Consider the following 23,635-nt stretch of genomic DNA (forward strand, 5'->3'; position numbering starts at 1 on the left):
ATTGATGACCATGACTCATGCAACGCTCACCCGTGATCAGCTGTTGGCCAAGTCCGGCGTTTTGTTGATCGTCGATCAGATCCAGCCACCGTCCGGCCCCGTGGCCAAAGGTGGCGTACCAGTGATCAAGCCCAAAGAGCGGGCGTTGTTCATTGCGGTCAACGACAACGGCAAGGTCTATGCGTTTAACGGCCACGTGGATTTGGGCACTGGTATCCGTACTTCGTTGGCACAAATCGTCGCTGAAGAGCTAGACCTGGCGCTGGATCAAGTTTGTATGGTCCTTGGCGATACCGATAGCGCGCCGAACCAGGGCGCAACCATCGCTAGTGCGACAATTCAGATTTCGGCCATCCCCTTGCGCAACGCCGCGGCTGAAGCCCGACGATTTTTGCTGGCTCGGGCGGCCCGGCGTTTTGCCGTTGCGGCTGACACCTTAGGGATAAACAGCGGGGTAATCAGCAGCGAAGACGGTCGCCAGCTCACGTTTGCCGAACTGGTGGAGGGCGAGCGTGACCAGTTGACGATTTCCGGCGATGCGCCGCTCAAGCGTCTGGAAGATTATCGGCTGGTGGGCAAGGGCGCAGCGCGGGTGGACATTCCGGGCAAAGCCACCGGTGAGCTGACCTACGTGCATGACATGCGGCTGCCGAACATGCTGCATGGCCGGGTGATTCGCCCGCCTTATGCCGGGCTCGACAGCGGCGATTTTGTCGGCAACAGCCTGCTGGAGGTGGACGAGTCCTCCATCGCACACATTCCCGGCATCGTCCGGGTGGTAGTGATTCGCGATTTTGTCGGCGTGGTAGCCATGCGTGAAGAGCAGGCCGCGAAGGCCGCCCAGGCACTGAAAGTCACCTGGAAAGCCTGGAACCACAAATTGCCGAACATGGATGACATCGCGCAGGCCATTCGCGACAACCCCCGGGTGCAGCGCGTCGTGCTGGACAAGGGCAATGTTGATCAAGCGCTGGAGCAGGCCAGCGAGCGCATGGCCCGCACCTACCTGTGGCCTTATCAGCTTCACGCCTCCATCGGCCCTTCCTGCGGGCTGGCGGACTATCAAGAGGACGGCATTCGCGTCTGGTCCGGCACGCAAAACCCGCATTTACTGCGCGCTGACCTGGCATGGCTGCTGGAGTATCCGGAAGAGCGGATCGAGATCATCCGCATGGAAGCGGCAGGTTGTTACGGGCGTAATTGCGCCGACGACGTGTGCGCCGATGCGGTGTTACTGTCCCGGGCCGTCGGCCTGCCGGTACGGGTGCAACTGACCCGCGAGCAGGAGCATGTCTGGGAGCCCAAAGGCACGGCGCAACTGATGGAAGTCGATGGAGGCATCAATGCCGATGGTGGTGTGGCCGGTTACGATTTCCAGACCAGCTACCCGTCCAACGGTGCGCCGACCCTGGCACTGCTGCTGACAGGGCGTGTCGAACCGGTAGCGGCGATGTTCGAAATGGGCGACCGCACTTCGATCCCTCCGTATGATTTTGAACACATGCGCGTGAGCGTAAATGACATGGCACCCATTGTCCGGGCTTCGTGGATGCGGGGCGTGTCGGCGCTGCCCAATACTTTCGCCCATGAGTCGTATATCGATGAATTGGCCTTTGCCGCGGGCGTCGACCCTGTCGAATACCGCTTGCGTTATCTGAATGATGAGCGCGCCTCGGATCTGGTCAAGGCCACGGCTGCCCGCGCCGAATGGACGCCGCGTACGCAGCCGATGCAAATCCCGGAACAAGACAACATCCTGCGCGGCCGTGGTTTTGCCTATGCCCGTTACATTCACAGCAAATTTCCAGGCTTTGGCGCTGCGTGGGCTGCGTGGGTCGCGGACGTGGCGGTGGACAAGCGCAGCGGCGAAGTGTCAGTCACCCGGGTCGTGATCGGTCATGACGCCGGGATGATGATCAACCCGGACGGAGTGCAGCATCAGATTCACGGCAATGTGATTCAGTCCACCAGTCGCGTGCTCAAGGAGCGCGTGACCTTTGAAGAGTCCGCCGTTGCCAGCAAGGAATGGGGCGGTTACCCGATCCTGACATTCCCCCAGGTGCCGGAAATCGATGTGCTGATGATGCCGCGCCAGAACGAAGCACCCATGGGGGCAGGTGAGTCGGCGGCAGTGCCGAGCGCGGCAGCGATAGCCAATGCGATCTACGACGCCACCGGGATTCGCTTTCGTGAACTACCGATCACCGCCGAGCGTGTGCTGGCCGCGCTCAAAGGCTCGGCGGACGAAGCGAATGCCAATCCCCCTGATTCGCCAAAGGCCAAGCGCTCGAAATGGTTGTTTGGCTCATTGTTCGCAGCGTTCGGCGCGATACTTGGCGTTGCTGCCACGGCTTTGCCCTGGCGTACGGAAATCGCACCGATCACGCCACCCAGCGCGGGCACCTGGTCTGCGGCGACGCTGGAGCGAGGGCGTTTGCTGGCGGCAGTCGGCGATTGCGCGGTGTGCCACACAGCGCCAGGCGGCGCGACCAATGCGGGCGGGTTGGCAATGCAGACGCCTTTCGGAACGCTGTACAGCAGCAACATCACACCTGACCCGAAAACCGGGATTGGCAGTTGGTCCTATCCCGCGTTCGAGCGGGCCATGCGCGATGGCATCAGTCGCGATGGCAAGAATCTGTATCCGGCATTTCCTTACACTGCCTTCCGAAATATCAACGACGCCGATATGCAGGCGCTGTACGCGTACCTGATGTCACAGGCCCCGGTGAGCCAGCCAGCCAAGGTCAACGACATGCAGTTCCCATTCAACATGCGGCCGCTGATGGCGGGTTGGAACGCGTTGTTCCTGCGCAAGGGTGAAATCCAGGTGCAGCCGCAACGCAGCGAGCAGTGGAATCGCGGCGCCTACCTGGTCAATGGGCTGGGTCACTGCGCGGCCTGTCATTCACCGCGCAACCTGATGGGCGCGGAGAAGGGCGGTAAAAATTTTCTGGCGGGCGGCATGGTCGATGGCTGGGAAGCACCTGCGCTCAATGGCTTATCCAAATCGCCTACGCCGTGGACTGAAGATCAATTGTTCACCTACCTGAGCAGTGGTTATTCCGATGCCCACGGTGTCGCGGCGGGCCCCATGGGGCCGGTGGTTAGCGAATTGGCGAAGCTGCCCAAAGCAGACATACGGGCGATGGCGGTTTACCTCGCGTCGCTCGATGGCACGGTGCAGGCACAGACCCGCTCAAGCACGGAAACTGTAGCGCAACCCAGCGTCACAGAGGTGTCGTTGAACAATGGTCGGCGGGTGTTTGAAGGTTCCTGCCAAGGCTGTCACGCCGATGGTCTTGGGCCGAAACTGTTTGGTGTCAGTCCCTCGTTGGCGACTAATACCAACCTTCACAGTACGCTGCCAGACAACCTGCTGAAGGTCATTTTGCAAGGCATCTCCAACCCGGCGACGCCGGACCTGGGTTATATGCCAGGTTTCAAGGACAGCCTGTCCAACAGGCAGATCGCCGAACTGACGGCATACCTGCGCAATCGCTTCGCCTCAGCTGAACCTGCGTGGCAAGGGCTGGAGCAGAAGGTCGCGCACTTGCGGGCCAATCCCGGAACTCATTGATCAGATAGTCACTGAGACGCAGGCAGTGTCAGCACGCCGCGCACCACCAGATCGCTGATGAACGCCAGCCAGTCCTGCTGCTGGCCTTGATCCGCCAGGTCTTGACCAAGAAATGAGGTGAGGGTGTGCCGGTTGGAGTTATAGAAGTAGCAGAGCGAGGCGATCATTAGGTAAACGTGATTGATGTCGACGTCCTGGCGAAACACCCCCTGCCGCTGACCCGCTTCGATGAGCGGTGTGATCACGCCCAGCGTGGCACCGGACAAGCGACGAAGCTCACTGGACTGCCTGGCGTGCTTGCCCTCGTGCAGGTTTTCGATATTGAGGATAGCGACGAATTCCGGATGCTTTACGTAGTAATGCCAGACGAACGCCACCCGTTGACGCAGGGCCTGCACGGGGTTCGAAAGGTCCAGGCGCAGCATGCTTTCGGCATGGTTGAATGCTTCATAAGTGTGTTCAAGCACCCGTACAAAGAGGTTTTCCTTGCTGCCGAAATAGTAATAGATCATCCGGTCATTGGACTCGGCTTCACTGGAAATCTGTTCGATCCGCCCGCCCGCATAACCATCACGGGTGAAGACCTTGACCGCGGCCTTGAGAATACGAGCCTTGGTCTGGTCGGCCTGCTGGGCTCTGATACCTGTTTTTTTGTTCACGCTGTTGCCCTTGACGATTATGCGTAGCGATATTTATGGCTAGGAAATGACATGACATTCCGTGGTAGTGCGCCACCGATCTCTGAACTGGGCACTCCGGCCAAAGGGTTTCTTTGGGCGCCCCGGGTTTTCTCGTACACCGTATGCATTTGATCGATGTCGCATTGTTCTTCGACGAATGCAAGGGAATGAATAGTACTCCCGTTCACTGCGTTCGGCGGGTTGTTGGCAACGCTGTTTTTCCCCGCAAACGAGGGGCCGATCACTTGAAGACGATGGCACAGCAATCAACTGAATTTGACCCGGGAGAGTGGCCATGTCTGATTTGTACTCCTTGCTCGATGCATTGGATCAAGCCAACAGCACAAAGATCGATGCTGTACTGGCCACGGTCGTCAAGGTCGAGGGCTCGGCCTATCGGCGTCCGGGTGCGAGGATGCTGATTCCACTTTTTGGCCAGACAGTCGGAACTATAAGCGGCGGTTGTCTGGAACAGGAATTGGCCAGGAAGGCCTGGTGGTTAACCGAGTCCGGTGGCGCAGTGGTTCGTCGTTACAGCACTGCAGCCCAGGAAGATGAGGACGCCGATGATGAAGATGCGGCGCTGACGTTTGGCCTGGGCTGCAACGGTACCGTGCATGTACTCCTGGAACGCCATGATGCCGGCAAGCAGAGTCTGTTGCTCGATGTGCTTCAACGGGTGAGGGCCACCGGTCAACCGGCAGCCCTGGCAACGGTCATCTCGGCGGGTCGAAAAACCCGTGTGCGAGTCGGCGCTCGAATGGGAATGAACGCCTTTATGAACGCGTGTGAGGGCATCCACTGCCAAGCGCTTCAACACACCCTGCGTAGTGATTTGCTCACTACCTTTGAGCGCAAAAAGTCTCAGTTGATGATTTACGGAAGCGGTGTAGATGAGGTCGAGGTCTTTCTTGAATACATCGCGCCACAGCGTCGACTGATGATCTTTGGCGCGGGTCATGACGCCCAGCCTTTGGTGCGGTTCGCCAGGGATTTGAACTGGCATGTAACGGTGGTGGACGGGCGTGCGCACTTTGCTCGCCCGGAACGGTTCCCTGGAGCAAGCCAGGTCATTGTTGCACCTATCCACGAGCCTTTTAACTTATCCAGCGCTGTCGACGGTGCCGCGGTGGTGGTCATGACCCACAGCTTCCGACAGGATCGGCATTGGCTGGAAAACGTTTTGCAATGTTCACCTGCCTATGTCGGGCAGTTGGGCCCTCGAGAGCGAACAGAACGACTGCTCGATGAGATGGGCGCCTTGGCCCGTTTGCCAGAAAGCCTGCCCAGGCTTCACTATCCGATCGGCCTGGATCTGGGGGGCGATACCCCGGCGAGCGTGGCCTTGGCCATTGTTGGCGAGATCACGGCCTACCTCAATGAACGCAGTGGCGGCATGCTGAAATACCGCAAGACCACCATTCACCAAGCTTGTGAGCCAACCCACTCTCCAGCGGTGGGCGGCCTGCAGGCGAAAATGGAAGCGTAGCGGCTACAGGGACTTGTGCAGCTTTGCGGTTCAGGCTTTCTAAACTGGCAGATCACCTGCTGTGCCCTCTGCACGAGCGGTTGATACGATCCTGATATCGATGGGTTTTGATTTCGAGTTTTTATCCTCGATGGCGCGAGCCTGGATTGCGCCGCAGCGGTTGTTGCGCGCCGGTTCTTCTAGCGCATGAGGCTTAGATGCGGAAACTGCCAACCAATTGCTTCAGGCGCGCGGCCTGCTGCTCAAGGTCTGAGCAGGCCCGCAAGGTCGATTGAAGATTTTCCACGCCTTGCAGATTCAGTGTGTTGATCATCCCTGATGTCCATGTTGATCGAGTCAACCACGGCGGTTTGCTCCTCGGTGGCGATGGCCACCGACTGGTTCATGCCGTCGATTTCGCCGATGCGTAGGGTCACGCTGCTCAGGCGCTCGCCAGCAAGGTTGGCAATCTCCACGCTGTCCTGGCTGTGACGCTGGCTTTCACCCATGGTGCTGACCGATTCGCGGGCGCCCACTTGCAGCTCTTCTATCATGGTCTGCACTTGTTGCGCCGACTCCTGGGTCCGGTGCGCCAGGTTGCGCACTTCATCGGCAACCACCGCGAAACCTCTGCCGGCCTCGCCAGCGCGGGCCGCTTCGATGGCCGCGTTAAGGGCCAGCAGGTTGGTCTGCTGGGAGATGCTGGTGATCACTTCGAGAATCTGCCCGATGTTCACGGTCTTGCTGTTGAGCGATTCGATGTGGGTACTGGAGGCGCTGAGCAGGCTCGAGAGTTGGTTCATCGACGCGATACTGCGATCCACCTCTTGCTGACCGTCCTCGGCGAGATGGCGGGCATCGCTGGCCTGGTGCGAGGCGTGCGCTGCGTTGCGGGCAATTTCCCGGGTGGCCGCGCCCAGCTGATTGATCGCGGCCGCAACGCTGCTGGTCCGGCAAGACTGCTCGTCGCTGTTGAACATCGACGCGTTCGATGCACAGACCACGCGTTGTGCGACTTCATTGACGTGCTCGGTGGCCGATGACACTTCACGGATCGAGCCGTGAATGTGCTCCACGAAACGGTTGAAGGCATTGCCGAGAATGCCGAACTCGTCCTGGCTCTGGATGCTCCGGCGACGGGGCAGGTCACCGTCGCCATCGGCGATGTCCTGCATCGCGCGGGTCATCGCGTGCAATGGCTGGATCAGCAAGCGGATCAACATGCCGAGCAAGGCGATGATGATCACTACCGCAATGGTGGTGGCAATGATCGCCGAGGCGCGGAAGTCGTTGAGCATCGAGAACGCCTGGTCCTTGTCCACGAAGAGTCCGATGTACCAGTTGACCGACTTAGAAAAATCCAGAGTAAAATTTTGGAATCTTTCAAGAAGTAAGAAAAAGGAGATGGGGGGTATGACTCACCCACATAGGTCACAAAACAGTTCAAGCACATAGGTAACAGTCTTTAACTGGCACTGGTCGATTCCGAGGATCTGACCATGCCGTGGCGAGAGCTGAAACCTATGGACCTGAAAGTGATGTTCATTGCCGACTACCTGTCTGGTCGACTCAATTTCAGCCAACTCGGTGCGGCTCACAGCATCAGTCGCAAGACTGGTCCCGAGTTCCGGTACCGCAATCTCCCAATCCCATCTCAGCTTGCAGACTTCTTGCTCCCGGGTGCCGGTGTTCACCTTGAACAGCACCATCTTTTGCAGGTGGGCCGGCAATTCCGTAAAGAGAATCGACTGCTCTTGCCATGACATCTGGTACGGCTTGCGGCTCGACTTCTTCTCTTCCAGCTTCGTGAGCATCGGCATGCTATCCAGCCACGGTCTGCGTTCATCGTCTCGCCACTTCCTGGCACACAACGATAAAACCCGAACCACACGCTCGATCGAGATATTCACCGTTCTGTTGCTGACACCTTTCTTTACCTTGCCGTCCGCCAGCTTTTTGGTCGCCAACCTGTCTTTGATGAACAGGACCAGGGCCTGGTCATCAATGTGGGTCAGCGGCATGTCGCCTATGAACGGGTCCAGTTGAGAAAGGTGGTGCGCTGAAAGCTTAATTGAAGACTGGTCCTTGAACTCCAGCAGGAAGCGAGTCGCCGCCTCCCGCCAGATCCTGACCTTCTTTACGCCGTACACCTTCTGCTGGCGGATCTGCTCCAGCCTGAAGATCAGGTAGCGTTCCGCTTCTTCCCGGTCACCAGTTCCAGTGCTTTTGTAAAGTCGTTCTCCGTTGATTTTCTTGTCGATATGCCCGTTGCCTTTCCTTTCGGAGAGGCCCGTGATCGATTTTCGCGCCATGATTTATCTCCTTTCTGGCGCTCGCTGCGGGGCAATTGATGCTCCGGGGCGCGTTTTTTATCAACTGCTTTGGCCTCGACGTACGCCGTTGCCCAGTCATCAAGCTCCTGCCGATCGAATCCGACACCGCGCTCGCCTATGGGAAACTCGCTGACATACGGGCGCACGGTTTGTCGAACTCGGCGCGGCACATGCCCAGGTAGATGGGCGCGGCGCCTGCGCCAGTTCTGCAGACATAGATGCTCCATGCCACCCGCGGCGGCAGAAGGTGGTTAATCCCAGTCAAAACTGAGTTCGGGATTGATTGGCGGGTTGCATTGCAGGGTGGCGAGATCCAGCAGCGTGAAGTGGCCATGCTTCCAACCGGCAGTGTCGATGTGATACACGTTCCCGAGTACGACAGGCTGACTCAGAGGCGTGTGACCCACGATCACCGCCCGAACACCATCTACGCCAGATTGGTTTTCTTCAGTGATCCGCCTGCGCGACCACAGGAGCATTGCGGCTACGTGATCCGCTTCGAATTCCGATCCGGATATTGCAGAGATCATTTCTCCCCAGCTGCCCCGAGGTACATCGGCGTGCACGATGCCGATCAGGCCTTGCGCCGTCTCGACCTCGATCACAAGCGGCAAGTCCTGAAGAATGCTCGCGTAGCAGTCTTGCTCAATGCTGGAAAGCGCATAGAACCAAGCTCCACCGTTGATGAAGTGCATGCTGCATTCATCGCTGACGCGGCCAGCGGCGTGCGAATCGATGGCCATCTGCTCATGATTGCCGCGCACTGCATGAAACCAAGGCTTGCGTAAAAGCCATTCATCGACGTCCAGAGATTCAGGGCCTCGGTCAATCAGATCTCCGACGCTGAACAGTCGGTCTACTGACGGTTCAAAGCAGACGTTGTCTAGCGCAGTCTGCAGTCGGGTGAAGTGCCCGTGAATGTCTCCTACCGCGAAATCCCGGCCCGCTGTGTTTGCAGCGAAGCGCTTGATGCGCGACACCTCGATAGTTTCGATCATTGGTTACTCCGGTACGGCAGAAGGCGTTTCTTTTGTTGCTTTGTCGATGACCGCTTCAGCGTGCGCCAAGGCTGCGTGGTACTTGCCGAGTTGCGCGACGCCGAGCTTGGCCAGGTCGACCAGATTGGTGAGGATTTCAAGCAACTCTGGTGCGGCAGCAAACAGCTTGGCGTTCGCCCGGCATTGCTCATCCGAGGCCATGCAGTTCGACGCGGCATCAGCTAGACGTCCGTCACCCGGCACACCTATGTGGCAATAGAGCAGGTTGCCGTGCTCGTTGATGTACTCGCCGTCAGTGACCCATGGCCCAGGCGTTCCTTTAAATTTTGGCATAGCTTCGCCTCGCCCGCCGTTTACCGGCAGGCTGGTAGGTGGATTGTGGAAATCAGATGAGGGGCGTCAGGCGGGCTGAAGGGGTGAGCTCCGGTTTATTGGTTCAGCTCGCCAGTTGCGTACACGCTTTCTCCCCTGCCCATCAATCAGCAGCAGTTGCTGCAGATCCTCCCGAACGCCGGCAAACAATCCGGCGTTTTTGCACCTGCGCTCAACCTGGCTATGGAACGCTACCAGATCAACACCCGGTTGCGCATGGCGGCCTTCATTGCCCAGGTGGGATATGCGGTTCTACTGGTGGCCGGCGCGCTGTTTGGCGCCTACCACCATGGCGTGACGATCACGGATGAAAAGTGGCAGTCGGATTGGAACGCCCGCGACACCTGGGATGCAGAGGCGAGAGCGCTCAATGAGGCCGCCGAGCGAGCCAAAGAGCAGGCCTACCAACAGTCAATCAACAAGGCGGTTCAATATGGCCAACGCATCATCGATCAAGCAACGGCTGATGCTGCTGCCGCTCGCGCTTCTGCTGACGGCGTGCAGCTCGCCGCCGATAACCTTGCCCGTCGACTCGCAGCCTGTGAAGCCAGCGGCAATTCCTGCACTGCCGCCACAAGCAAGGCAGCTGCCCGCGCCGCCGCTGTGCTTGCCGACGTGTTCAAACGCGCTGACCAGCGAGCGGGCGACCTGGCTGCAATTGCTGACCAAGCCCGAGCCCGGGGACTGACCTGTGAGCAGGCCTACATTTCACTCCGCGAACATTAAAATACAACTGGCGATTACGGATTGATCGCCTTGGCAGCTTGCTTAATTATTTTTCTAAAATTCCCGGTACATTTTTCTCTGCCCACTTCACAAACAATTTTGCCACTTCTGTACTCGCGTACTCGGAGTAATGACTATATTCATCTCTAAATAGAGGCATCCCATTTTTTGTAAGAGAACAGCCAAGGAAATTGCAGAATAATTCATTCTGATCAAAAACTCGTACGGTTGGGTGTTTGCTTGAAATTTTATCGACTAATGGCTTGAAGTCATTGAGTGCTGTTTCCCTTGCTTGTGGACTAACGTCGCAAGAGGCTGGTCCACTTTTAAACGGACGAGTAAAACAGCCTTTTAGGTCATGGGTTGTTGTGATGTGAGGAACAAAAAGTATGACTTGAATTCCGTTGCCTTCAAGATAACTTATCCGCTCTTCAATTGTTGCAATTGAATTTTCGTCTGGTTTCGGGTCGAGGCCGTCTAGAATTGCATATTTTATTGTTTTGTCTTTCTCAATGATGCTGTTGATCAGAAGTTTCTGATGGTAAGCCCGATTACCAGAACACGGAGTTATCGTCGTTGCTGTATTTTCATCAGATGGGTTGCCCATGTTTGGGGAGCAGGCACCAATAGAAAGAATGGTTTGATTGTTTATTTTGTTTTCCGTCGCAAGCCCAGGATACAAATGGTTTGCGTAGCTGTTGCCTAATAAGAGAAGGGTTGGTTTTTCATCTTTATTTGTAATGCAAAACCACCAGCCATATGATTCTGCTTCTTTAAACTGGTATCGATTGATACACATGTCGTTTTTGGTGAATTTCCATATTGGCCCTACAAATTGGCTATTGAACTCTTCCGCGCTTTTGACTGCCTCGCGGTCAGGCAGTCCGCCAAGATTGAAAGTTGCAAAACCGACACCTCCAATGCTCGCCATCAGGATGACAAGAATAGGAGTTTTGAATTTACTTTGGTTGGTTCGTAAAGGGCGCTCAAGAAAGCGATATGTCAGCCAAGCTAAAATGAAAGCGGAGAACACGGCCGCAATTCTGATTTCTAGGGATGGTACATCGCTCTGAATGATGCGGGCGAATGTCAAAAGAGGCCAGTGCCACAGGTACAGCGGGAAGCTGATCAGGCCGACCCACACCATCGGCTTGTTGGAAAGTATCGAGCGATTGAGCCAAGACCGCGAGCCGGCGGCGATGATCAGCGCGGTACCAACTGTTGGGAAAATTGCGCGCCACCCGGGAAATTGATCATCCTTGGTGATGGTTGCCAGGCCGTAGGCAATGAACCCCAGCCCGATAAACGACAGGACGTTTCTGATTATTTGGCCGCTCTCGACCGGCTTGTGAATGATCGCGGCTAAAAATCGGTCTGTCGCTGCAAAGGCTTTATCAAAGACCGAGATTTTATAGAGTGACAGGTAGGCCAGCACGGAGCCGATCAACAGTTCCCAGCAACGAGTCTGGGGCATGTAGAAGGTGAACGTAGGATCTTCCTTGATGTACTCCATGTTCAGGGCGAACGAAGCGCCGAGCAACAACACCGCGATGGTCAGCAGGTTTAACTGTTTTTTCCAAGCGGCCCACATGATCACCGGCCAGAAGATGTAGTACTGCTCTTCAATGCCCAATGACCATAGATGCAGGAACGGCTTTATCTCGGCCGACGTGTCGAAGTACCCGCTTTCGTTCCACAGAACCAGGTTGGATATAAAGGCAGAGCCACCAGCAATGTGTTTGCCGAGCTGCTGGAATTCATCGGGGAACAGTGTCTGCCAACCGAACGCGTAGCAGGCGATCATCACAGTCAGCAAGGCCGGGAATATGCGGTTGACGCGCCGAACGTAGAAATCCGGAATGCTGAACTTCCCGCGTGCCAGGCCTTCGAGCAGGATCGTGGTGATCAGATACCCGGAAATCACGAAGAAAATATCTACGCCGATGAAGCCGCCAGTCACCCATTCCGGGAAGGCGTGAAAGCCGACCACGGACAGGACGGCGATTGCGCGCAAACCATCGATATCCGGCCGGTATTTCGTACTGTGGGTGTTTAGGGTTAATAGCGTGCTGGCCGGTTCGGCGAGAGACGTCATTGTCGGTGGTGCTCCACTTTTGATATCGGGCCTGTTTCTGGCACGCGCGTATCATACGCGGTACAAAGCGGGTACATAAGCTCTACGATTTATTGGGGGACGGTCGGCAGAACGCCGGGGATGGGCCAATAAGGCGTGCGTGACTTTTGCGTGACTTTCTCACGCACTTGTAAGCTCTTGTAGGCATTCGATTGCAGCGAGCGCCAGTAAAAACAGCCATTACAAAGGGGCTTGCATGGGGCCTGCGTGCATGGGGTGCCAGGGGGCGAGTGTTCGAATCACTCCGTCCCGACCATATAATTCAAAGGGTTGCGAGATTTTATCTCGCGACCCTTTTTTATTTTAAGTGTTTTTATCCCCACAAAACGACTGGCTCTGGGTGGAATCTTCAGCTGATACCAATTTCGGAATTTATCCCGGGCAGGGCTTTGGCCTCAGCGTACTAAGTGAATTGACGACGGTTTTGGGGGGGCATTGCTTTCGCACGTTGCCGACGCTATTGGCCGATAGTTGTTGGTCGCGATGACGATGGTGGATGTTTCACTGAGTGGACGTTTGAGCCAGCGATCTCGGGTCGATCCAGCCTGTCGGCGATTGAGGCCAGTGTCCGATGGGTCGTTGTGCTGAAGAACAACATACAGCGCTTCTCAGTCCGTGAAGTTGAGGTTACAGGTCATAGCGAGGCTAGTGCGGCCTCGCTATGTTTGTGCATTGATAGGGGGGTTGCCAAGCGATCAGGGTGACAATGCCTTGAGGTCGAAGGATGTTGCGCCTGGCAAGGCTGGCCACGTGTGTGGACCTTCCATGATCTCTTGCGGGGTCAGCAGACAGGCGTCCAATTGCCGCTTCAAAATATCCAGGTCGATACCCTGACCGATGAAGACGATTTCCTGCCGGCAATCCCCGGTGATCTCGTCCCATTTGGCCATTATCCCTTCGCGGCGATAGTCATCCTGAGGCCATTGCGATTGCGCAATGAATGTCCACCAGCGCCCGACATAGTCCCAACGAAATTGCCGGCCACTTTGCACCAGCATGCCAATGTCCAGATGCCGACTGGCAACCCAGAAGTAGCCTTTGCAACGCAGTAGCCGCCCGTTTTGCCAAGGCCGCTGCAGGAACTCCAGCAGACGTTGCGGATGGAGTGGCGCCCGCTCACGGTAGACCCAGGATGAAATTCCATACACATCCGATTCGGAATGCCGCTCCCGAGCATCCTCCATCTTCTTCATCCAGCCGGGCGATTGCGCCAGGCTCGGCAAGTCGAAGCGACGGGTACCTAGAATCTTCGTTAGGTCGATGGCGCCATGATCCATCGATAGGATTTCTGCTGTCGGGTTTAGGCCTGCAAGCAGTGCGCGCAACGCCAGGAAGCCGCTCTCGCCAATCAAATCCACCTTATTGACGAGAATGACGTTGGCGTACTCCACCTGTTCGATCAACAGGTCCGATAAATGACGCAGCGGTGTACCCGTTTCGTCTTCACCGCCCACAGTATCGGTCGAGGACAGCAGAGCCAGGAAGTTGCTGCCATCCACCACCGTGACCAAGGTATCGAGCCGCGCCAGTTCGCTCAGGCTGAAACCCTCCTGATCGAGAAAGGCGAAGGTTTCGGCCACGGGCATGGGTTCGGAAATGCCCGTGGACTCGATCAGCAGGTAATCAAAGCGCTGCTGACGTGCCAGCAGGCTGATCTGCTCTAGCAGATCAGCGCGCAGGGTGCAGCAGATGCAGCCGTTGCTCATCTCCACCAGTTCATCGTTGCCACGGTGCAGCGACACATTGCGCTGCACGTCCTCGGCGTCGATGTTGACTACGCTCATGTCGTTGACGATAACCGCCACCTTCAAGCCTGCGCGATTGCGCAGGATGTGGTTGAGCAGTGTCGTCTTGCCGGCACCGAGGAAGCCCGACAGGACCGTCACCGGCAGCCGGCCCGACCGGCTGCCGTCTTTCACGCCTTCACCGCTTGCGCCGTTGGCGCGTCGACTTTGTCCAGGTAGCTTTCGAATAGATCAACAACCACGAAGCCATCGTCGGCAGCATCGCCCCACAAATCCTTCACCCGGAATTCGACATGGTAGGTGGGCTGATGCGCGGCGGTGGTGTCTCCATGGCCAATGGCATCCGGGAAGGGCCATTTTTCTGTGGTGCGGTGTTGGATCACGCCTTCCTTGCCGCGGACATAGGCCGGCATGCGGACGTGCCCGGCAAAATACTCGTCGCGGACCAACACCCGGTCGCCGACTTCGAATGGCGGGCGACCGGTGATGGCAGGGCGGCCATTTGAGTGAGGCGGGTTCGCCAGCTTGAAGTGGGAGCCAAGAGCCTGGTTGAGCTCTTCCTGGGTAATGACCCCGGTTTCAACGAGTAATGTGGCCGTAGCGATGACATAGCGTTCGTAATATTGCGTGCCGACGTGCTGGCGGACATCCAAGCGCATCATGTGTCCACGCGAACCGTCACGCGCGCTTTCGCCCGTTACCAGAAAACGCCGGTCGCGGAGATCTGGAAAGAGCGCCTGTTCGCCAGCCGCGAGGCGATTGAATGCGGCAAGGTGCGCAGCATTTCTCAAGCTGCGCTGGATTTCGGTTTTTCCGACTTCTCCCATTTCAGTCATGCTTTTCGCAAGGCCTTTGGTGTTGCTCCTCATACACTCCTGCGCCGAAGTTGAGAAAGGCCGTTCGCGATCCTTCCGAATCCAAACCGTTGAACCTTCCCCACGTCATCCCGCCCGTAATGTTGAGTGCTATCAGGCATTAAGGTCCCCCGTGACTTATGAGGGTGTTTACCGAAGTGGAGCGGAGGAGGAGCTTGGAAACTATGATCTGGCCTCCTGAGCACTCTATGGCCAAGTAGTCCCAAGTCATTGCGTCGATAAAAAAACAATTGTTCGAACGTTCGGTTGTACGAGGCCTGAGACACGTCCTCGGGTATCGCCTAGAGGCGCAAATTACGTGCCGGTGCCGATCAGTTACTGGCCGATTATTCTTTGCGCGCCCTGGATTTTTTGGCGGGAGAAACACTCTGGTTGTTGGCCCGCTCTATACTTTTCTCGATCTGTTTTCCAACTGTCGGCGGCTCACTGGATCGTTCCCGCATGACCACACTGTGCACCCGGTGAGGCAGAATGCCGACTTGACGAGCCTCGATCTTGAAGGTCACCCGCGCATTGTCTTCGTTGTCCTCCCACTCCAATGAGCGTGAAGATGCTGGTTCCAATGGAAGTGGGGATTTGCTGCGTCGATCTCCCGGCCCTCAGCCGTTTCTACCAGGACGTGCCGGGTTTTACCTTTGTCGCCCAAGTGCAAATGCCGGCACCCGCCTGAGGCGGTGCCACGTCGACTTCGACGATTTGCAGGGGGTGGTTGGCTGCGAAGGCTACGGCGGCTCGCGATTTGATCATTATCTTGATTCCCCAGGGCAACGAAAGCGGTAGGTGGTAATTGGTCGTGACAGGAAGGATCACTACCGCAAGTCCACCGTCACAGCGGTGGTCGGGCGGGTACAACAGAGCAAGATGCTGCCGCTTTCAGGGGGATCCAGTGGCTCTTCGAAATACTCGACAGAGCCTTCCCGAAGGGGGACTTGGCAGGTGTTACACAGGCCTGCCCGGCAATTGAATGGCGGAGTCAGGCCGTTCTGTTCGGCAAGTTCGAGCAGTGATTGGCAATTCTGATCCCAGGCCACACGCGTACCCGATGGTAGAAACTCCACGGTTAGAGCACCTTCAATCGACGCGGTCGGCGCTTTGGGTACGGGCGACGCGAGGGGAAGGGACGCCACTGGTACGACTTCATCCTCCTCGAGGATGGTCGCCGGGCCGAAGAATTCATAATGAATGCGCTTGCCAGCGATCCCGAGGTCGCGCAACAGGCGCCAGTTCGCCTGCATAAAGAATCTGGGGCCGCACAGGTAGACGTCGTAGTCGTCCAGCGGAAGAAGCCTTTGCAAGGTTTCCCGGCTTACCAAGCCCTGGCTGTGAAAGGCAGCATTGGCATGATCGTCGGCATCCGGGTTGCGGTAGCAGTAGTGCACGCTGATCCCTGGGCGACGGCTGGCCAGTGCCAAAACCTCGTCACGAAAGGCATGTACGATTCCACTTTCGCAGGCATGGATGAAATACACCGGACGCGACGAACGTGTACTCAGTTGATGGAGCATGCTCAGCATCGGTGTGAGCCCCACACCGCCACTGAACAACACAACTGGCCTTGGGCTCTCTTCGTCCAGCACGAAGGTGCCTGTGGGGCCAGCGATCTCGAGCGAGTCGCCGACTTGAACAAAATCGTGCAAGTGATTGGACCCTTGACCCGGCGGCACCTCTGGTCGGTCGAACGGTGCAGGCTCGCGTTTAACCGAAATGCGTACGCGCGCGAGGTCATTGGCGTCTCCGGAGAGACTGTAGTTGCGCAACGCCGTAACACCGCCCTCCAGGGACAGGCGAACAATGAGAAACTGCCCCGGACGAAAGCGCAGATTGGAAACGCCATCGCTCGCCGTCAGGACGAAGGAGGTGATGACTGCGCTCTCTTGTTTTTTTTCAATCACCCGGAAGGTTTTGAAACCTGCAGAGGAAGACAGCGTTTGCAATTGAGTGCCCATCTCATGCCTCCGTCTTTTGTTCCGCAGTGTGTCGTTGGGTCAGCGGAATCAAGCTGCCAGGCTGTTCCTGGGCAATCAATTTATCGAGGTTACGGCGAAAACGTAGTGGTCCCAAGTCGGAAGCCAGATCGATGTTGGGCGTGCGCTTGTTGGCCATCCCCTTATGTACGGCACTCAGCACTACCCGATCTTCGGCAAAGGCGTGTCGCACGTCTTCGTCGAACTGGCGTGACACTTCTTCATTTTCGGTATCGAAGTTACGGACCTGGAACCAGTAATAACGCGTGTTCGATTCGTCGATGGGGGTCATGAAGTTGTAGGAGTTCATCAGGAACACATGTTCGTGCAGTTCACCTTCATCACTACCCGTTCCAGCGGGCGTGAACAGGGCCTTGATAATGGCCTGGGACGGGTAATGCACTTCGTAGTGCTGCTTACGATCACAATGACCACTGAACTTGACGAACTTGGCATAGAACGGTGCCACCTCGACATCGCGCATCCAGCGCGAAACAATCACACCGACATCGGTTACCGTGGTTTGCAACGGTTCCTCTGCGCAGGCTGCGTTACCAAAGGAAGATTGATGCACCCAGGCGACATGTGCGGGGTCCAGCAGGTTGTCGGTCATGTACAGGTAGTTGCACGGGATAACCATACTGTCGCCGCGATTGAGGCCCCACGCGGGGTCACCCCATTCAGGCACGTGACAAATTTTCGTTTCGTCTGCCAGTTCGATATCACCCATCCAGATCCAGATCAAACCGTAGCGCACAGCGAGGGGGTAGCTGCGAACCTTGGCGCCTTGGGGAATGCGTTGACTACCGGGCGCACGGACGCAGCTACCCGAGCAGTCGAAGGTCAAACCGTGGTAACCACATTCAATGTCATCACCTTTGCGACGGCCCATTGACAGTGGCAGCTTACGGTGAGGGCAGGCATCTTCGAGGGCTACCGGGGTGCCGTCACTCTTTCGGTAAAGCACCACAGACTCACTGAGAAGAGTTATGGGGTACAGATCATCACCCAGCTCAGCTTCACTGGCGGCTACATACCATGCGTTTCGCAAAAACATGGGGATTTCTCCTTATTATTTAGTTGTTCGCGTTGTGCTGGCGAACGATGGCTAACAAGGAGGACAGGTTACGAGGATCTGATTGAGTGAGAATAGATGTTTAAATCTGTTTGTTTATTTAGATTTACTAACAGGTCATTGGGTTGAATGAGTGCGAGAAGCCTGGACTTGAGCCCGTCTCTGGCAACGCATTCAAGACCGCGCAAGGCAGTCTTGAATGTGTGGTATGTCAATGGTTTTCAGCCGTTGCGGTGGGCCAGGGATTTACTGATTGGCTGGCGATTGAATGAGTAATGCCACCAAAGCACGCTCCCAAATTTGCCGAGTGCGCTCCCAGACGACGGCTTGCCAATCAAGATCGGCTGGGTAGAACTGTTCGATTAGCTTCAGTTTGATTTGCCCGGCAACTGGATCTGTGAAATCCCCGTGCAGGTGCAACCAATGGTCGTTGCGCAAAAAAGTATGGATCTGTTCTCCCGGATAAAATAGCGGTCCGCAGACCGTCTATTTAGAGGCTTGGAAATCAGGGGGGGAACTGTGGAGGAAGATAGGAGGGCTCTTGATCATCTACGCAAGGACGATCAGAGCCAGCCAGGAAAAGGATTCAGTTATAGATGTCGAAAGTGAAGTACTTCTTCTGAAGCGCCTCGTAGGTTCCATTTTCGTGCATTTCTGCCAGAGCGCCGTTGATGGCTTTGATCAGCGCCTGGTCATCCTTGCGCAGGCCAATCGCAATCCCCTGGCCCAGTAGTTTTTCATCCTGGACAGTGTCGCCAGCAAAAGCGAAACCGGTATTTCGGGGCGTCTGCAAGAAGCCGATGTCTGCAACGACCGCGTCTGTCAGGGTGGCATCGATACGGCCACTGACCAGGTCCGGGTAGAGCAGATCCTGATTGGTGTAGGACACCATGGTAACGCCATGTGGTGCCCAAACTGACCTGACGTAAGCCTCCTGGGTACTGCCTTGGGCGACGCCGACACGCCTACCCTTGAGCGACTCCACAGTCGGGAGCAAACCGCTATCAGCCTTGGCGATCAGACGATTGGGCGAGTTGTAGAGCCGGTCAGAGAACGCGATATTTTCTTTGCGTTTTTCGTTGACGGTCATCGCCGAAAGAATGCCATCGAACTTCTTCGCCTTGAGTGCCGGGATGATGCTGTCGAAAGCGGTTTCCACCCAGACGCACTTGACCTTGAGTTGAGCGCAAATGGCATTACCCAGATCAATATCGAAACCGACTAATTGACCACTGGGCTCCTTTGATTCGAACGGAGCGAACGTCGGATCTACGCCGAAGCGAATCGTGCTCAAATCGTTAGCGAGCGCGCCGGTCGACGCGAGAGCAAATACCGTGGCGAGAATGATTTTTTTCATTTTTCTTTGCCTTTTTCTGTCATTGGAGTTTGCGCATGGCTAATGCAAGGACTTGGTGCAGGGCTAATCCAGGTGGCCTTCACTGCCTGCAAGAGGCAGCGCTGGCAGGACCAGAATACGAGAGTCTGAATATTCGAAAAGATGTTAAAAACTGTTGCTTTGTGTAGCTGAGCTAAAGTATCAATCAGCGCTCGATTTTCTGGAGATGCAGATGAATAACTTGCCTTCTCTGCGGGCCATACAGGTGTTTGAAGCTGTAGGACGCTTCGGTGGAATTGTCGAAGCGGCAAGGCGCCTGGGCATCTCGGCAGGGGCTGTCAGTCAGCAGATGAGATTGCTGGAAGACAGCCTGGGGATGAGTTTGACGTTCAGGGTGGGCAAGCGTATCCGCCTGACTGCCGCGGGACAGCGTTACCACGATAGCTGCGTGGCAGCGTTCGAAATGCTGCGCATTGCTCAGGTAGAAGTCGAACGAGCGAAGAGCGCCACCAACTTACGGATTAGTGCTTTGCCATCGCTGCTTTCAGATTGGTTAGCTCCTCTTATCTACACATGGCAGAGCGATCACCCGGAAATCAATCTGTTTCTTGATGGTAGCCATGCTGAACCCTCACCTGACGGCTATGAAATCGATTTTCGGGTGACATACGGAGATTATGCGGCAACCGAGCACGCCATTGAGCTGTTCCGAGATTGTGTCGTTCCGGTCTGTAGCCCACACATGTTGCGTGCGGATATGCCGCTACGGACTCCGGCGGACCTGTTGGCTTACCCACTGTTATCGATAGATTGGTTGCCTAAATTCGCTTCCCCACCCTCTTGGCGCGATTGGTTCGGTGCACAACAAGTTGACTGTTCGCAAATTTCTGATGGATATCGGGTCTACTCATTATCTTCAATGGCCATACAGGCTGCGATTCTTGGACAGGGCGTTGTGTTGGCGCAATATTCAATGATTGCCAATGCCGTAACGGATGGGCGTTTAATCATGCCGTTCGCGCAAGGGCTGAAAATGCCCTCGTCGTATTTTTTAGTGGGTGCCAAAGATGCTTTCGATAAAGCTCACTGTCGTGACTTCCATCGGTGGCTGGTGGCTCGTGGGCGAGATCAGATGACAGTAAATGAGCAGCTGTTGACCAGCCCATAAGTAAAAAAGTATCCGTAGCGCATTCTGAGCTGATTTGTTCGTTGGGATGCGTCGGATGCGGTTCGAGGGTTTCTGTAGTCGCGCGAGCTCAGCTCCAGGGCGCGCGACTTCTGCGGGGCGACCCAAAGGTGAGTCGCCAGCTTGTACTTGTTGCGCCGCCGTGGACATTTCATGGATGGCTGTCGCCACTTGATCCGTCTCTTGGCGCTGCCTATTCATGGCCTGCTCTGAGCGTTGAGCCTGGGCCGACATGTCTTCGACCAGTGTGGTCAATTGCTCGGTCATCTCAGTGATCTGACGCACAAGGCTGTGGAATTTTTCCACAAATAAGTTGAACGAGTTTGCCAAATTCCCCAGCTCATCGTTGCTCGAAACTGGCAGGCGGTGTGTCAGGTCGCCATCTCCAGCGGCGATGTCGTCCAGGTTCACTCAAGAGATTTTATTTTTATCCACCCATTTTTATCTCGGTCAAGGCTGGCGTCGACGACGCATAAAAGGAGGGAGGCTTTTTGGTTGAAACGGCTTGTCGATGGCCGGTGAAGACGGTGGCTGAATCCCCTTCAAGCCAGGTGCTGATATTGGAGACAAGCAGGCGCGATATAGAAGGGTGGGTGCCGGCAATGAGGTATCTCGCTCAATTGCGCGCCATAGACTAAAGAGGGGGCGTTGACTACACCGCGTATCTTTTGCGCAGGACGCAACGTTACGTTGCGTCCTGCCCATATTCTCTCGAGGGGGAGTGCCGCCTATGTTGTTGGCCTGGCAAACATGAGTGCGAGTGACCTTTCATTGGAGAGTCACCGCTGTCGAACCTCAGGAGTCTATGGCATGGGCGTTTCTACAAGTGATACAGCAGCGACGATACAAAAAGCGTCAATGACAAAGGGGCTGGTGCTTCTGTTTGCTTTTTGTTGTGGTGCCATCGTGGCCAACATCTATTACGCACAACCGATTATCAGCTTGATCGCCCCGGATATCGGCATGTCGAGTGGGAGCGCGAGCCTTATTGTTTCGCTGACTCAGATTGGTTATGCGCTCGGATTGTTTTTTCTGGTGCCCTTGGCGGACCTGGTAGAAAACCGCCGGCTGATGATCGCGACGATCGTGATTACGATCTTCAGCCTGGTCGCCGCCGGTTTGTCCAAGCAGCCGAGTGTATTTCTAGTGGTATCGGCGTTCATCGGTTTCAGCTCAGTCTCCGTGCAAATGCTTATCCCATTGGCCGCACATCTGGCACCGGAAGAGTCTCGCGGCCGAGTGGTTGGCGGGATCATGGGGGGCTTGCTGCTGGGGATTCTGCTTGCGCGGCCGCTGTCGAGTCTGGTTGCCGATCATTTGGGCTGGCGGGCAGTGTTTATCGGGGCCGCTGCCTTGATGCTCGTTATCTCCATCGTGATTGGCATGACCATGCCCAAATGGCAACCGGCCCATCGCGCGTCGTATGGTCAATTGCTGATGTCCCTCGGACAACTGTTTTGCCGCGAGCCCGTGCTGCGTCAGCGAGCGCTCTATCAGGGGCTGATGTTTGCGGCGTTCAGTTTGTTCTGGACCGCTGTGCCGCTGATATTGAGTCGTGAGTTCGGCCTCACGCAAAGTCAGATTGCGATGTTCTCTCTGGTCGGCGCCATCGGTGCAATTGCCGCACCTATCAGCGGTCGACTCGCTGATGCAGGGCATACTCGACGAGCCTCGCAGCTGGCCATGGTGCTGGGGGTATTGAGTTTCCTTCCGGCCTTCATCAATCCTTTTTACGGTGTGATTGGGTTAGCGGTCACCGGTGTAGCGCTGGATTTTGCGGTGCAAATGAACATGGTACTTGGCCAGCGAGCTGTCTATGCCCTGGGCACTGCCAACAGAGGCCGTCTGAATGCGTTGTACATGATCAGTATCTTTATTGGCGGCGCAATCGGTTCTTCAGTGGCCAGTTCGCTTTATGAACACGCCGGCTGGTTGGCGATTGCTGCGGTGGGAAGCGCATTGTCATTGGTCGCTTTGGTCGTCTTCTCGATGGTTTCTCGTCGAGCCGAACAGGCCCACTGAGTCAATCCGAAACGACAAAAGATTGCTGGCAATGCATGTGTCAACGAATGGGGTGAGAGTCCCAGGTTCGTCATCCAATCAAATGGCGATGTTCAATCAGACGGCTAATATGCGCAATGTTCAAGATGAACAACGGGTTAATCAAGGAGTGTCATGGACAAGCTGCTCGCATTGAAGATGTTCGTCCAGGTTGTGGATTCGAAGGGCTTTTCTTCTGCCGCTCGACAGTTAGGCCTGGCGACGTCTTCTGTGACTCGGATGATCGATGGGCTTGAGGCTGAACTGGGCGCTGTCCTGCTTAATCGATCCACGCGTCAAATCTCATTATCGGATGCCGGGGCCGCCTACTACTTGAAAGCGCGGGAGGTGCTGAATGCTGTGGCCGAGGCGGATGCCTCGGTCACTGACCGTGGGGAACTCCCTGCGGGGCATCTTCGTATTTCCGTGCCCGTAGCGCTTGGGCGCCGTCTGATTGCGCCTTATATTGCCTCGTTTTTGAAGCATTACCCGCAACTCGTGTTGGACATGACGCTCTCTGACGACATCGTCGAACTGCTGGGTGAGCGCGTCGATCTAGCGATCCGATTGGGATCGGCAGCAGCCATGGATGGTGTCGTCAGTCGTCCCGTCGGTCATTTCAGACGCCGGGTGGTGGCCAGCGCCGAGTACCTGAATGCACGTGGTTTCCCTGAACATCCCATGGACCTCATGCAGCACGAGTGCCTGCGCTTTAGTTATGGTCCGAAGCAACAGGTTTGGACTTTCTTAAAGGAAGGTGAGGAGACTCGAGTACCGATTGAGGGCCGCTTCAAAAGCAACAATGCGGAGGTTTTGCGTGAAGTTGCGCTGGCGGGCGGCGGGGTGGCTCTGTTACCTGATTGGCTCGTCAACGACGATATTGGTAGCGGTGATTTGACTTCATTGTTCGAGTCTTTTGTTATCAATCCGAACGATGCAAGTTCGGCTATTTCTGCGCTGTATCTTCCCAATCATCGTGGCTCCAAACGCGTCAATGCGTTTATCGATTTCATCAGCGAATTGCTCGGGCCTGAAGGCTTGGCGGAGAGCTGATCTCCTCATTTTTTTCGAACGTTGGATCCTCGATGTAACGAATCCCTTTTCGCCGTGTGGACACGGCAGA

Annotated in this window: 16 protein-coding genes and 6 pseudogenes; 7 read left to right on the forward strand and 15 right to left on the reverse strand. The window is 56.0% G+C overall.

All coding sequences use genetic code 11. The features are described from left to right. Positions 1 to 10 precede the first annotated feature (10 nt). Positions 11 to 3,580: a molybdopterin cofactor-binding domain-containing protein gene (locus AC1D1M_RS06005; protein WP_477774908.1), complete on the forward strand. Its 3,570-nt coding sequence runs from the start codon at positions 11 to 13 to the stop codon at positions 3,578 to 3,580. An 8-nt stretch (positions 3,581 to 3,588) separates the two neighbouring features. On the opposite strand, the gene AC1D1M_RS06010 is transcribed toward AC1D1M_RS06005, so the two are convergent. Then, a complete protein-coding gene (locus tag AC1D1M_RS06010; protein WP_477774909.1) occupies positions 3,589 to 4,239 on the reverse strand; it encodes a TetR/AcrR family transcriptional regulator in 651 nt (216 codons plus the stop codon). Positions 4,240 to 4,555: 316 nt separating this feature from the next. On the opposite strand from AC1D1M_RS06010, the gene AC1D1M_RS06015 reads away from it, so the two are divergent. Beyond that, on the forward strand, positions 4,556 to 5,749 hold the full coding sequence (locus AC1D1M_RS06015) for an XdhC family protein (RefSeq protein WP_477774951.1): 1,194 nt from the start codon (positions 4,556 to 4,558) through the stop codon (positions 5,747 to 5,749). A gap of 242 nt (positions 5,750 to 5,991) precedes the next feature. On the opposite strand, the gene AC1D1M_RS06020 is transcribed toward AC1D1M_RS06015, so the two are convergent. The 4 genes and pseudogenes from AC1D1M_RS06020 to AC1D1M_RS06035 form a co-directional block, all read right to left on the reverse strand. Beyond that, positions 5,992 to 7,026, reverse strand: coding sequence for a methyl-accepting chemotaxis protein (locus AC1D1M_RS06020; protein WP_477774952.1), 1,035 nt, complete (start codon positions 7,024 to 7,026; stop codon positions 5,992 to 5,994). A gap of 312 nt (positions 7,027 to 7,338) precedes the next feature. Next, a pseudogene (locus tag AC1D1M_RS06025) lies at positions 7,339 to 8,040 on the reverse strand (tyrosine-type recombinase/integrase); the annotation flags it as partial. Between the two features lie 272 nt (positions 8,041 to 8,312). Next, positions 8,313 to 9,059 (reverse strand): metallophosphoesterase, encoded by a 747-nt coding sequence (locus AC1D1M_RS06030; protein ID WP_477774910.1) that lies wholly within the window; start codon positions 9,057 to 9,059, stop codon positions 8,313 to 8,315. A gap of 3 nt (positions 9,060 to 9,062) precedes the next feature. Beyond that, positions 9,063 to 9,392, reverse strand: coding sequence for a hypothetical protein (locus tag AC1D1M_RS06035; protein ID WP_477774911.1), 330 nt, complete (start codon positions 9,390 to 9,392; stop codon positions 9,063 to 9,065). Between the two features lie 135 nt (positions 9,393 to 9,527). Here AC1D1M_RS06035 and AC1D1M_RS06040 point away from each other — a divergent pair, with 135 nt between their 5' ends. Next, positions 9,528 to 10,157 carry a DUF2514 family protein gene (locus AC1D1M_RS06040; RefSeq protein WP_477774953.1) on the forward strand — a complete coding sequence of 210 codons (630 nt, stop codon included), beginning with the start codon at positions 9,528 to 9,530 and terminating at the stop codon, positions 10,155 to 10,157. A gap of 46 nt (positions 10,158 to 10,203) precedes the next feature. Here the strand turns inward: AC1D1M_RS06040 and AC1D1M_RS06045 are convergent, their stop codons facing one another. From AC1D1M_RS06045 to nthB, 3 genes are all read right to left on the reverse strand, one after another. Then, complete coding sequence (locus tag AC1D1M_RS06045; protein ID WP_477774912.1) at positions 10,204 to 12,252, reverse strand: acyltransferase family protein; 2,049 nt, start codon at positions 12,250 to 12,252, stop codon at positions 10,204 to 10,206. A 734-nt stretch (positions 12,253 to 12,986) separates the two neighbouring features. After that, the gene (locus AC1D1M_RS06050; protein WP_477774913.1) at positions 12,987 to 14,210 is read right to left on the reverse strand and encodes a GTP-binding protein; all 1,224 of its coding nucleotides are present in this window, start codon (positions 14,208 to 14,210) and stop codon (positions 12,987 to 12,989) included. Beyond that, a complete protein-coding gene (gene nthB / locus AC1D1M_RS06055; protein WP_477774914.1) occupies positions 14,207 to 14,827 on the reverse strand; it encodes a nitrile hydratase subunit beta in 621 nt (206 codons plus the stop codon). The genes AC1D1M_RS06050 and nthB overlap by 4 nt, the downstream gene beginning before the upstream one ends. On the opposite strand from nthB, the pseudogene AC1D1M_RS06060 reads away from it, so the two are divergent. Next, positions 14,753 to 14,926: pseudogene (locus tag AC1D1M_RS06060) on the forward strand (helix-turn-helix domain-containing protein); the annotation flags it as partial. The gene nthB and the pseudogene AC1D1M_RS06060 overlap by 75 nt on opposite strands. 311 nt (positions 14,927 to 15,237) lie before the next feature. Here the strand turns inward: AC1D1M_RS06060 and AC1D1M_RS06065 are convergent. From AC1D1M_RS06065 to AC1D1M_RS06090, 6 genes and pseudogenes are all read right to left on the reverse strand, one after another. Beyond that, a pseudogene (locus tag AC1D1M_RS06065) lies at positions 15,238 to 15,447 on the reverse strand (single stranded DNA-binding domain-containing protein); the annotation flags it as partial. 124 nt (positions 15,448 to 15,571) lie between these two features. Next, positions 15,572 to 15,658, reverse strand: a pseudogene (locus AC1D1M_RS06070) (hypothetical protein); the annotation flags it as partial. Between the two features lie 62 nt (positions 15,659 to 15,720). Beyond that, positions 15,721 to 16,857 carry an FAD-binding oxidoreductase gene (locus AC1D1M_RS06075; RefSeq protein ID WP_477774915.1) on the reverse strand — a complete coding sequence of 379 codons (1,137 nt, stop codon included), beginning with the start codon at positions 16,855 to 16,857 and terminating at the stop codon, positions 15,721 to 15,723. A 1-nt stretch (position 16,858) separates the two neighbouring features. Then, on the reverse strand, positions 16,859 to 17,932 hold the full coding sequence (locus tag AC1D1M_RS06080) for an aromatic ring-hydroxylating dioxygenase subunit alpha (RefSeq protein ID WP_477774916.1): 1,074 nt from the start codon (positions 17,930 to 17,932) through the stop codon (positions 16,859 to 16,861). A gap of 264 nt (positions 17,933 to 18,196) precedes the next feature. Beyond that, positions 18,197 to 18,430: pseudogene (locus tag AC1D1M_RS06085) on the reverse strand (DUF2817 domain-containing protein); the annotation flags it as partial. Between the two features lie 106 nt (positions 18,431 to 18,536). Continuing rightward, on the reverse strand, positions 18,537 to 19,307 hold the full coding sequence (locus AC1D1M_RS06090) for an ABC transporter substrate-binding protein (protein ID WP_477774917.1): 771 nt from the start codon (positions 19,305 to 19,307) through the stop codon (positions 18,537 to 18,539). 211 nt (positions 19,308 to 19,518) lie between these two features. Here AC1D1M_RS06090 and AC1D1M_RS06095 point away from each other — a divergent pair, with 211 nt between their 5' ends. After that, complete coding sequence (locus AC1D1M_RS06095) at positions 19,519 to 20,454, forward strand: LysR substrate-binding domain-containing protein (RefSeq protein WP_477774918.1); 936 nt, start codon at positions 19,519 to 19,521, stop codon at positions 20,452 to 20,454. 144 nt (positions 20,455 to 20,598) lie between these two features. On the opposite strand, the pseudogene AC1D1M_RS06100 reads toward AC1D1M_RS06095, so the two are convergent. Continuing rightward, positions 20,599 to 20,880: pseudogene (locus tag AC1D1M_RS06100) on the reverse strand (HAMP domain-containing protein); the annotation flags it as partial. 402 nt (positions 20,881 to 21,282) lie between these two features. Here AC1D1M_RS06100 and AC1D1M_RS06105 point away from each other — a divergent pair. Together AC1D1M_RS06105 and AC1D1M_RS06110 are read left to right on the forward strand one after the other, a co-directional pair. Then, positions 21,283 to 22,494, forward strand: a complete 1,212-nt coding sequence (locus AC1D1M_RS06105; protein ID WP_477774919.1) for an MFS transporter — start codon at positions 21,283 to 21,285, stop codon at positions 22,492 to 22,494. A gap of 153 nt (positions 22,495 to 22,647) precedes the next feature. Further along, positions 22,648 to 23,565 (forward strand): LysR family transcriptional regulator, encoded by a 918-nt coding sequence (locus tag AC1D1M_RS06110; protein WP_477774920.1) that lies wholly within the window; start codon positions 22,648 to 22,650, stop codon positions 23,563 to 23,565. The last annotated feature ends 70 nt before the right edge of the window (positions 23,566 to 23,635 follow it).

This window comes from Pseudomonas sp. P1_F7 (genome assembly GCF_056405655.1).